Annotated in this window: 1 protein-coding gene; it reads right to left on the reverse strand. The window is 71.7% G+C overall.

Going from position 1 to position 12,275, the window contains the following annotated elements:
* Positions 1 to 16 precede the first annotated feature (16 nt).
* Entirely contained in the window at positions 17 to 12,208 is a 12,192-nt protein-coding gene (locus ACZ54P_RS33985; RefSeq protein ID WP_465465702.1) for a non-ribosomal peptide synthetase, read from the reverse strand.
* Between the last annotated feature and the right edge of the window lie 67 nt (positions 12,209 to 12,275).

The following is a 12,275-nucleotide window of genomic DNA, read 5'->3' on the forward strand; positions in this document are numbered from 1 at the left end:
CCTGAGTGCCTGGCGGTCATTCGCCTGTCAGCCCGGCCTCGAGTAGGTCCATCTGGTCAGGGGAGAGGGCGACGAGCGGGTCCCCGGCGGGTTCCGGGGCCGCGACGGTCTCTTCCTCGGGCGGAAGTTCCTGTGCGATCGCCGCCAGTCGTTCCGGCGTCTTCTCGTCGAAGACCTGCCGCGGGGTCAGCCGCAGCCCGAGGGCGCGAGCGCGGACCGACACCTGCATCGAGGTGATCGAGTCACCGCCGAGTTCGAAGAAGCTGTCGTCGGGCCCCACCTTGGCGAGGCCGAGCACCTCGGCGAACAGGTCGCACAACTTCGCTTCCACGGGCGTGCGCGGGGCACGATTCGAGGACATCGCGGCGAAGTCGGGGGCCTGCAGCGCCCGGTGATCGAGCTTGCCGTTCGGGGTGAGCGGCATTTTCTCCAGCGACACGAACGCCGCGGGCATCATGTAGTCCGGCAGGCGTGCCGCGGCCAGCTCCCGCAGCGCGACGGCCAACGTGCCGTTCTCGGCGGCGGCGCCGGCCGACGGCACGACGTAGGCCACCAGCCGCTTGTCGCCCGGCCCGTCCCGACGGACGGAGACCGCGACCTGGCCGACCCACGGGTGTTCCGCGAGCACGGCCTCGATCTCGGCGGGCTCGACGCGGTAGCCGCGCACCTTGACCTGCGCGTCGACACGGCCCGCGAAGATCAGCTGCCCTTCCTTGGTCCAGCGGAACAGGTCGCCGGAGCGGTACATCCGCTCGCCGGGGGCGAACGGGCTGGCGACGAACCGTTCCGCCGTCAGGCCGGGCCGCCCGAGGTAGCCGCGAGCCAGTCCGACACCGGCGATGTAGAGCTCGCCGACCACGCCGGGCGGCACCGGCCGCAGGAAGGCGTCGAGCACGTAGTGCCGCACGTTGTGGATCGGGCCGCCGAGCGGGACCACGTCGTGCCCGGGGGACAACGGGGCGCTCATCGTCGAGCAGATGGTCGTCTCGGTCGGCCCGTACGCCTGGATCACCCGGCGGCCGGGCGACCAGCGGTCCACCAGCGCGGCCGGGAGAGCCTCGCCGCCGGTCAGCACGGTCCGCAGGGTGTCCGGCAGGTCGTCCTCGCTCGCCAGCACGCTCGGCGACACCGTCAGGTGCGTGATGCCCGCCTGCCGGATCGCGTCGCCCAGCGTCACCTTCGGCGGCATGCTCGCCGCGTCGGGCAGGACCAGGGTCGCGCCGGCCAGCAGGGACATGTAGAGCTCGGAGACCATGGCGTCGAAACCGATCGCGGACAGCTGCAGGATCCGCGAGGACGCCGTCACGGCCATCCGCTCGATGTGCGCGTACCCGAGGTTGACGAGTCCGGAGTGGGTGACCAGGACGCCCTTCGGCACCCCCGTCGACCCGGACGTGTAGATCACGTACGCCGCGTCTTCCGGTGCCACCGCGGGCAATCCGGCGACCGGAGCGGCGACGGGCAGCTCTTCCAGCACCAGCACCGTGCCCGCGAACTCCGCGGGCACGAACGACCGGGTCGCCTTCGTGCACACCAAGACCTCCGGCGCCGAGTTCGCCAGCATGAACTGGACGCGGTCACGCGGATAGTCCGGATCGACCGGGACGAACGCGCCGCCGGCGAACGTGACCCCCAGCAGGGTCACCGCGAGGTCGACCGAACGCTCGACCAGTACGCCCACCCGAACTTCCCGCCGCACACCCGCTCCGGAGAGCAGCCGCGCCAGCGCCTCCACCTCGCCGAGCAATCCTCGGTACGACAGACTTCGCGTCGCGTCCTCGACGGCGACCGCGTCCGGTGTCCGCTCCGCCTGTTCGCGGAGCAGGACCGGCAACGTCTTCTCGGTGAGCGGCGCGTCGGTCCGGTTCCACTCGTCCACCACCAGGCGGCGCTGCTCCGGGCCGATCAGGCCGACCCGCCCCACCGGCGTCCGCGGCTCCGCCAATACCTGGTCGAGCGCGCGGAGGATCGCCGCGACCGTCTCCTCGGCCCCGGTCCGGTCGAGCACGTCCGGCCGGTAGATCACTTCACCGTGGACGCGGCCTCCCGCCACGGACGCGCGCAGGGACAGCGGATAGTGCCCGTCGTCGTCCGAATTCCCCGCGGGCCTCATGACGAGGGCGTCGGAGCCGTCGAGCCGGGGCGGCGGGGCCGGGTAGTTCTCGAACACCACGATCGTGTCGAACGCCGCGCCGCGGCCGGCGGACTTGGTGATCTCGCTCTGCCCGAGGTGCTGGTGCGGCAGCAGGTCGAGCTGCCGCTCCTGCAGGTTCTTCAGCATGTCGACGACGGGTTCGGCGCCGATGAGACGCGCCCGGACCGGCAGCATGTTCATGAACAGGCCGATCGCGGCCTCCACACCGGGGATCTCGGGCGGGCGCCCGGCCACCGCCGCGCCGAAGACCACGTCCCGGCGTCCGGTCAGCCGGGCCAGGTGCAGGGCCCAGATCCCCTGGAAAAGCGTGTTCGGCGTGACCCCGTGACGGCGGCTGAACTCCGCCAGTCGCCTGCTCGGCTCTTCGCCCAGCTCGAACCTGACCCGTTCGGGCTGGACGGGCGTGAGGATCGACTCCGGCGGCACGACGTGCGTCGCCTCGTCGAGGCCGGCGAGTTCGGTCCGCCACGCCTCGTGGGCGGCCGCCTTGTCCTGGCGGGCGATCCAGGCGAGATAGTCGCGGTACGACGCCGAGGCGGGCAGCGCCCGGCCGTCACCGCCCGCTTCGTACGCGGTCAGCACGCCGGTGGCGAGCAGCGGCAGGGACCAGCCGTCGACCACGATGTGGTGCGACGTGAACACCAGCCGGTGCTCGCGTTCGCCGAGGCGCACCAGGTGCAGGCGCAGCATCGGTCCCCGGGCCAGGTCGAACCGTTCCGCGTGCTGTGCCGCGGCGAGGCGGTCGAATTCCGCCAGTGCCTCGTCCTCGGGCAGCCCGGACAGGTCGGTCTCCTGCCAGGGCAGCGTCACCTCGCGGGCGATCGCCTGCACGGCCGCACCGGACGGGAGCTGGTGAAAACTCGCCCGCAGGGCGGCGTGCCGGTCGAGCACCGCCTGCCAGGACGCGCGGAACCGGGCCACGTCCAGCGGGCCGTCGAGAGCGAGGGTCCGCATGCTCGCGTAGACGTCGGGACCGTCCTCGTCGGCGGTGTGGAACAGCAAACCTTCCTGCAGCGGGGAAAGCGGCCAGATGTCGAGCAGGTCCGGCACGGCGGCCTCGATCTCCGCCACCTCTTGCCGCGTCAGCGCGGTGAGCGGGAAGTCGGACGGCGTGTGTCCCCCGGCGCCGCCGTCGGCGTGCGCGGCGAGGCCGGTCAGCGTGGCCAGCCACGCGTCGGCGAACGACTCCGCTTCGGCGTCGCCGAGAATCCGCCGGGCCCAGGTCACGGTCAAGCTGAACTCGGGGCCGTCCGCGCCGTCCACCACGACGGTGTCGATCTCCAGGGCATGCCGCAAAGGCGTGTCCTCGTCCGCCGCGTCTCCGACGATTCCCGTTATCCACCAAGGCTTGCCGTCACCATCGGACCGTGACGAGAAGCGGCCGAGGTAGTTGAACCCGATCTCCGCCTTCGGCAGCGCGGCGAGCACCGGCGCGGTCTCCGGGTTGAGCCGGCGCAGCATCCCGTAGCCGAGACCGCCGTCGGGCACGGCCCGTACGTTCTCCTTGACCTGCTTCAGCAGCCGACCGGCCGCGGCGCCGCCCGCGATGACTTCGGCCGGGTCGGCCCCCGTCGTGTCCAACCGCAGCGGATGGACGTCGGTGAACCAGCCGAGCGTCCGCGACAGGTCCATTTCGCCGAGCGGCTGACGTCCGTGGCCTTCGACGTCCACCACGACGGCGGTGCCGCCGCGCCAGCCCGCCACGGCGCCGGCCAGTGCGGCCAGCAGCACCTCGTGGACACCGCAGTGGAAGGCCGAGGTGACCTTCTCCACGAGCGTGCCCGCGTGCTCCCCCGGCAGGGTCCAGGTCCGGCGTCCCGCGGTCGACACGGTGTCGCGCCGGGGGTCGAGTTCCCCCAGCCGCGGCTGGGCCCCGCCGAGGATCTCCGTCCACGTCGCCAGCTCCGCGGTCCGGCTCGCCGCCTCGGCGGTCAGCGTGCGCGACCAGCGCCGGAACGAGACGTCCGGCGGGTCGAGCGACGGCCGCAGTCCCGCGGCCGCGGCTTCGCAGGCCACCTGCAGGTCCGGCAGCAGGGTTCGCCACGACACGACGTCGACCACGAGGTGGTGCGCGGCCACCACGAGCTGTCCGGAGCGGCCGGGTCCGGCGTCCACCAAGACCGCCCGGACCATGACGCCCCCGACGGGATCCAGGCGTGCCGCCGCGGCACTCGCGATTCCGTCGATGTCACCCGCGGCGGCGTCGACCCGTTCGGCCAGTGTCGCCGCGTCGACCGTCCCTCGCTCGGCCACGACCAGCCGGGGCAGGTCGCCCTCGGTCTCGACGAGCCGGCTCCGCAACAGGTCGTGCGTGTCGATCACCGCGCCCAGTCCGGCCGTCAGCGCGGACACGGAAAGGTCGCCGGGCACGTCCACGATCACCCACTGCGCCATGCCGCCGCGGGTCAGTCCGCGCGGGTCGCGTTCGAGCAAGGCCCGCACCACCGGCGTCAACGGGACCTCTCCGACGCCCTCGCCGTCCTCGGCCCGCGTCCGTCCGCCGTGTTCGGCGACCGCCGCGATCCCCGCGGGCGTCTTCCGGTCGAAGACCTGCTTCGCCCCGAAGACGAGGTTTTCGCGACGTGCGCGGGCGGCCAGCCGCATCGAGAGGATCGAATCCCCGCCCAGCTCGAAGAAACCGTCGTCGGCGCCGACCCGGTCCAGCCCGAGTATCTCGGCGAACAGCTCGCACAACAGCCGTTCGGTCTCGGTGCGCGGTTCGCGACCGGCCGCCTTCGAGGTGAACTCCGGGGCGGGCAGCGCCGCGCGGTCGATCTTTCCGTTGAGCGTCAACGGGAAACCGTCCAGCACCAGCACCACCGACGGCACCATGAACTCCGGCAGGCGGGTCGCGAGATGGGCGCGGACCGCGTCGGATTCCAGTCCCCGCCCTGGTTCCGCGGTCACGTACGCGATGAGGCGCTTCTCGCCGGGACGTTCTTCCCGCGCCACCACGATCGCCTGTGCGACGTCGGGAACGTCGGTCAGCGCCGCCTCGATCTCGCCGGGTTCGACGCGGTAGCCGCGGATCTTCACCTGGGCGTCGGCACGCCCGCCGAACAGCAGTTCGCCCCGCTCCGTCCAGCGCGCCAGGTCGCCGGTCCGGTACATCCTTCCCGGGCCGAACGGATTGGCGACGAAGCGCTCCGAGGTCGACGTGGTGTTGCCGAGGTAACCGTGCGCCAGTCCGGCGCCGGCGATGTAGAGCTCGCCGGTCACGTTCGGGGCCAGCGGCTGCAGGAACGCGTCGAGCACGTAGACCTGCCTGCCGGCCAAGGGCTTGCCGATCGGCAGGGTGTCGCCCGTTTCGGCCCGTGGTTCGAGGACGAGCCAAGTGGCACAGAGCGTGCCTTCGGTCGGGCCGTAGAGCTGCCGGAACCGCACGTCAGGGCAAGCCCGGCGCATCCGTTCGACGGAGGCGAGCGGTACCGCGTCCCCACCGGTCAGGATCTCCCGCAACCCGCGGAAGGACTCCGGCGCTTCCTCGGCCACCGCACGGAAAGCGCCCGCCGTCAGGTGGACGGTCGTCACGCCGCGGGAGATCGCGTCGCGGAGCCGCTCCGCGTCGACCGTGCCCGGTTCCGCGACCACCACCCGGGCCCCGCTGACCAGCGGCACCCAGAGCTCGACCAGCGACGCGTCGAACGCGTGTGAGGCGTGCAGCAGCACGTGATCGTCCGGGCTCTGCGACCAGCCCGGGTCGCTCGCCAGTGCCGCGACGCTTCCGTGCGGCACCGCGACACCCTTGGGCACCCCGGTCGATCCCGACGTGTACATCACGTAGGCGACGTCCTGCGCGCCGACGGTCACCGGCAGCGCCTCGTGCCGCGTCCCGTCGGTCGCCGTCAGGTCCGCGACCACCGGCTCGACCCCGTCCGGCACCGCCTTGCGGCTCGCTTCGAGACAGACCGCGACCGACACCCCGGCGTCGGCCAGCATCCGCTCGATCCGGTCCGCGGGGTAGTCCACGTTCACCGGAACCTGCGCGGCGCCCGCCTTCCAGACCGCGAGCAGGGCGACGAGAAGATCGGCGCCGCGGTCCATGACCACGCCGACGCGGTCACCGCGCCGCACGCCGACGGCGGCCAGATAGCCGGCCAGCCGGTCGGCTTCGCGGTCGAGGCCGGCGTAGGACAGGGTGCGTTCGCCGTCCACGACCGCCACCGCGTCCGGCGAGGCGCCCACCCGCCGCCGGAACAGCTCCAGCACCGACGTCGTGTCGGCCGCTTCGCCCGTCGAGTTCCAGCGTTCCACCACCGACTCGCGCGCCGATTCGCTCGTCACGCCGAGGCGGCCCACCGGCAGCGAAGGCCGCGCCACGACCTGTTCCAGGACACGGACCACCTGCCTGGCGACCTCGGCGGCCACTTCGCCGTCGATCCGGTCGGGCCGGTAGGAAATGTTGATCCGCAAGCGGTTCCCGAGGCTGACGTTCATGGTCAGCGGATAGCCGGTGCCGGTGCGGGTCACGACCGAACTGATCGCGACACCACCGTCGTCACCGAGGCCGTCGGCGGTGTGCGGGTAGTTCTCGATCATCACGATGGTGTCGAAGACCGCGCCGGATCCGGCCACCTTCTGGATCTCCGGCAGCCCCAGGTACTGGTGCTCGGTCAACGCCGCCTGGCGGCCCTGCAGGTCCTGGAACAGCTCCAGCACCGGACGGCCGCCGTCGAGCCGCACGCGGACCGGGACGGTGTTGATGAACATCCCCACCATCCGCTCGACCTCCGGCACCTCCGCCGGCCGCCCGGACACCACCGACCCGAACACCACGTCCGTCCGGCCGGTCAGCCGCGCCAGCACCAGCGCCCACGCGGCCTGCAGGATCGTGCTCGACGTCAAACCGTGCCCGCGGGCGAGCTCGGTGAGCGCCCGCGTCGTCTCCTCGGAGAGCCATTCGGCGTGCTCCCCCGGCATCACCATCGTCTTGCCCGCGTCCGCGTCCACAAGGGACGGTTCAGCCGCGCCGGCGAGCTCGGCCAGCCACGCCGACCGGGTCGTCTCCCCGTCCTGACCGGCCAGCCACGTCAGATAGTCCTTATAGGACGGTGCCGTCGACGGGAGCTGCCCACCCGCGTAGGCGGCCGACACCTCGCCCACCACGAGCGGCGTCGACCAGCCGTCCAGCACGACATGGTGCGACGTCAGCACGAGCCGGTGCCGGTCGGCACCGAGCCGGATCAGCAGCAGCCGCAGCAAAGGCGGCTCGGTCACGTCGAAGCGCTGGGCCTGATCCTCCGCGAGCAGCCGTTCGGCCTCAGCGGCCGCGGCGACCTCGTCGAGGTGCGACAGATCCGCCATCCGCCAGGGGACGTCCACCTCGTCCACGACGACCTGCACCGTTTCACCGGATGCCAGCTGAGGGAAGCCGGTCCGGAGCGATTCGTGCCGAGCGGCCACCCGATTCCACGCCGCGCGCAGCCGTGCCGCGTCGAGCGGTCCGTCGAGGTCCAATATCCGCTGGCTTTGATAGACGTCGATCCCGTCGGCGTCGAAGGCCCGCTCGAAGAGCATGCCTTCCTGCAACGGCGACAGCGGCCAGATGTCCGTCAGCCCCGGCGCCGCGGCCTCCAGCTCCGCCACGTCGCGCTGCGTCAAGTCCACGAGAGCGAAATCGGACGGCGTGTGCCCGCCCGCGGTGGCGTCTTCGGCGAGGGCCGCGAGGCCGGTCAGCATCTCCGCCCATGCCTCGCCGAGCCGCTCCACCGTGGCGAAGTCGGAATCCCGGGTGTCGATGGCCAACCCCAGCCGGGGTCCGGACGGCGTGTCCTGGACTTCCGCGCTGACCTCCACGGCGTGGGCGAGGACCATGTCCGGACCGCCACCGAGCGGCCCTTCGCCGCCTGGCTGCCACGCGGTGTCCTTCGGGGCGAGCACGGTCCGGCCGAGATAGTTGAACCCGATCCGCGAAGACGGCAACGCGGCCAGCCTCGCCGCGGTCTCGGGGTTGAGATGACGCAGCAGCCCGTAACCGGATCCATCACCGGGCACCGCGCGGATCTGTTCCTTCACGGTCTTCAGCAACGGCCCGGCGGCCGCGAGGTCCACATCGGACAGATCGAAGCGGACGGGGTGGACGCTGGTGAACCAGCCGACGGTGCGCAGCAGATCCTCGCCGTCGGCGGCTTCGCGACCGTGTCCTTCCACATCGACCAGCAGCCCGGCGCCGGTACCGCGCACCCGCGCGACCGCTCCCGCGAGACCCGCCAGCAGGACGTCCTGGATTCCGCAGTGGAAGGCTCCCGGCAAGAGGCCCACCAGTGCGCGCGCCTCGCTGCCGGACAGCCTCGTGGACCACGAATGCGACTGCCCGGTGTGCTGTCCGGTGTCCGCTTCCACGGCCGGGTCCGCGCCGTCCAGCAGGGCGACCCAGTCCTCGAGTTCGGCCACGGTCTGCTCGCTGCGCGCCTGCTCGGCCTGCCGCAGCGCCCACTGCCGATACGACGTCGCCGGTGCTTCGAGAGCGGGGGCCCGGCCGGAGATCACCTCGTCGTAGGCCGCCCGCAGATCCGGCAGCAGGATGCCCCACGAGACCGCGTCGACCGACAGGTGATGCGCCACGAAGGCCAGCCTGCCCGGCTCGGCGTCCCCGGCGTCGATCCACACGACCCGCGCCATGACTCCCGCCGACGGATTCAGCGTGCCCGTCGCCGTCCTGACCTCGCGCTCGGCGATTTCGTCGAGATCGCCTGTCCCGGCGGCCACCCGCGTCACCAGCCCGGCCGCGTCCACCGCACCACGCTCGGGCACGATCAGGCGACCGCCGGGCTCCACCCGGGCCCGCAGCAGGTCATGCGTGTCCAGGACCGCCCGCAGCGCGGTCACCAACGCGTCGAGGTGCAACCCCGCCGGGGTGACGACGACTCTCACCTGCGCGAAACCGGGGCGCAGCGCGTCGTCCCCGAGCGCGCGCATCACCGGCGTCCAAGGGATCTCTCCCACGCCCGAGACGACCTCGGCGCGAGGTGCCGTAGCGGCCTCTTGTGCCAAGGCCGCGAGGCGTTCCGGGGTCCGGTGCTCGAAAACCTGCCGCGGGGTGAGGGAAATCCCTTCGCGACGCGCACGAGCGGCGACCTGCATCGACGAAATCGAGTCGCCGCCCAGCTCGAAGAAACCGTCCTCGATCCCGACCCGGTCGAGGCCGAGCACCTCGGCGAACACTCCACAAAGGATTCGTTCGGCCTCGGTGGTCGGCTCCCGGCCCGCCGCCTTCGCGGCGAAGTCCGGTTCGGGCAGTGCCCGCCGGTCCACCTTTCCGTTGACCGTCAACGGCAACTCGGCCAGCACCAGCACCGCGGCCGGAACCATGAACTCGGGCAGCGACTCGGCGAGCTGTTCACGCAGCGACGCGGGGTCGACCTCTCGCCCCGCTTCGGCGACCACATAGCCGACCAGGTGCTCATCCCTGGCGAGTACCACGGCCTGCGCGACACCCGGCAGGCCCGCGAGGACCGCCTCGATCTCGCCGGGCTCCACCCGGTACCCGCGGATCTTCACCTGGTCGTCGGCCCGCCCGGCGAAGGCCAGCGTGCCCTGATCCGTCCAGTACGCCCGGTCCCCGGTCCGGTACATCCTCCCGGACGGCACGAACGGGTCGGCGACGAACCGCTCGGCCGTCAACGCCGGACGATCCAGATACCCCTGCGCCACACCGGCTCCGGCGGCGTACAACTCACCTGCCACCCCCGGCGGCACGGGTCGCAAGAACGCGTCGAGGACGTAGACGCGCCGTCCCGCGAGCGGCCGCCCGATCGGCAGCACCGAGCCCGTCCGATCACCGGGTTCGAGCAGCCACCACGTCGCACAGAGCGTGGCCTCCGTCGGGCCGTAAAGATGCCGCACCCGCACGTCCGGACACGCCCGGCGCACGCGCTCCACCGCCGCCAGCGGCACCGCGTCGCCACCGGTCAGCACCTCGCGCAGACCGGCGACCGACTCCGGCGACTCCTCGGCCAGCACGCGGAAGGCCCCCGCGGTCAGATGCGCGGCCGTGACACCACCGGCCACATAGCCCGCCAGCGCTTCGCCGTCCACCGCACCCGGTCCGGCCAGCACCAGCCGCGCTCCCGACAGCAGCGGGACCCACAGCTCGAACAGCGAAATGTCGAACGCGTGCGAGGCGTGCAGGAGCACGGCGTCATCGGGGCCCACTCGCCATCCCGGCTCCCCGGCCAGCGCCGCGACGTTGCCGTGCGACACGGTGACACCCTTCGGCGTCCCCGTCGAACCCGACGTGTACATCACGTAGGCGAGATCGTCGGGGCTCGTGCCCGCCGACCGGCGCGGTGACGCCGCCACCGCCTTACGCGTCCGAGGATCGTCCAAGACGATCGGATCGAGGCCGACGTCCAGCACGGCGTCCCGGTACGTCTGCGCGCACACCACCGCCGACGGCCCGGAATCCGCCAGCATGAACTGCACGCGTTCCACCGGGTAGGCGGGATCCACCGGCACGTACGCCGCGCCCGCCTTCCACACCGCGAGCAAGGTCGCGACCAGGTCGGGTGATCGGTCCAGCACCACGGCCACCCGGTCCCCGCGCCGGACTCCCTTGTCGGTCAGGTAACCGGCGAGCCGCTCCGCGCGCTCGGCAAGTTCTCCGTACGACATCGTCCGGTCGCCGTCGACGACCGCCACCTCGTCGCCGCGGTTCTCGACCTGAGCACCGAACAGCTCCAGCGCCGACCGGCTCGGCGGCGCTTGCGAAGACACCCCCCAGGCATCGACCACCAGGGCACGCTCGGCCGCGCTCGCGACCTCGACGCCGGCCACCGTGAGGTCGCCCGCGCCGGCGAGCTGACGCAGCACCCCGGTGAAGCGCTCGACGATGGCGCGCGCGGAGTCGGCGTCGAAAAGATCGGTCAGATAGTCGAGTTTGAAGTACATCGTCTCGCCGGGGACGGCGACCAGCGTCAACGGATAATGGGCGGCGACCCGGCCCTGGTGTACTCCGACGCCGAAAGTCTCCGCGGAGCCCAATTCGCCGGAATCATGGTGGAACTTCTCGAAGACGATCAACGTGTCGAAGACGGCGCCGGGGCCCGCCGCCTGCTGGATGTCCGCCAACCCGACGTACTGGTCGGGAATGAGTGCCGACTGCTGCCGCTGCAGCTCCGTCAGCAACTCGATGACCGGGACCGAGCCGCGCAACCGCACGCGCACGGGCACGGTGTTGAGGAACAGCCCCACCATTCCCTCGACGCCCGGCAGGTCCGGCGGACGCGCCGAGACCGCCGCCCCGAACACCACGTCCGTGCGACCGGCCAGCTGCGCCAGCACCAGCGCCCACGCGCCCTGCACCACCGTGTTCAGCGTCAACCCGTGGCCGCGGGCCAGCTCGCCGAGCGATCGCGTGACCTGCTCCGGCAGCTCGATCTCGACGCTCTCCGGCTCGACCGGCGCCCGCCCCGGATCGGCGGGCACCACCAAGGTCGGCTCGTCCACGCCCCGCAGCCGTTCCGTCCAGGCCGAGAGCGACTTCGCTTTGTCCTGACGGCCCAGCCACGCGAGATAGTCGCGGTACGACGTCACTTCCGGCAGCTCATGCGGGCCGCCGTCCGCCGCGTACAGCCTCGACATCTCGTCCAGCAGGATGGGCAGCGACCAGCCGTCCATGATCGTGTGATGGCAGGTCACCACCAGGCGGAACGCGCGGTCGCCGAGCCGGATGAAGGTCAACCGCAGCAACGGCGCCTGCGCGAGATCGAACCTCGTCGTCCGATCCTGCTCGGCCAGTGCCCGCACGGCCTCCTCGGGGTCATCGAGGTGGGACAGGTCGACCTCCCGCCACGGCAGGTCCACCTGCCTGGTGATGATCTGCACCGTCTCACCCGATTTGCGCTGCCGGAAACAAGCCCGAAGCGGGGCATGCCGGGCCAACAACGTCTCCCACGCCGCGCGCAGCCTGGCCGCGTCCACCGCGCCGTCCAGGTCCAGGATCCAATGACCTATGTAGACGTCGGGCCCTTCGCCGTCGTAAACCGCGTGGAAGAGCAATCCGGCCTGCAAGGGCGACAGCGGCCAGATTTCCTCAATCCGCGACTGGTTCATCAATGTCTCCCTCGATCAGCAAAGGGCCTGAAGTTCGTAGAACTGGAGCTTGAATTCCTCGATCCGG

Source organism: Amycolatopsis sp. NPDC034160, assembly GCF_055575355.1.

What these genes read in the sequence shown, in the direction of transcription:
- ACZ54P_RS33985 (WP_465465702.1), bottom strand. Translation starts at nt 12,208, where the DNA reads ATGAACCAGTCGCGGATTGAGGAAATCTGGCCGCTGTCGCCCTTGCAG.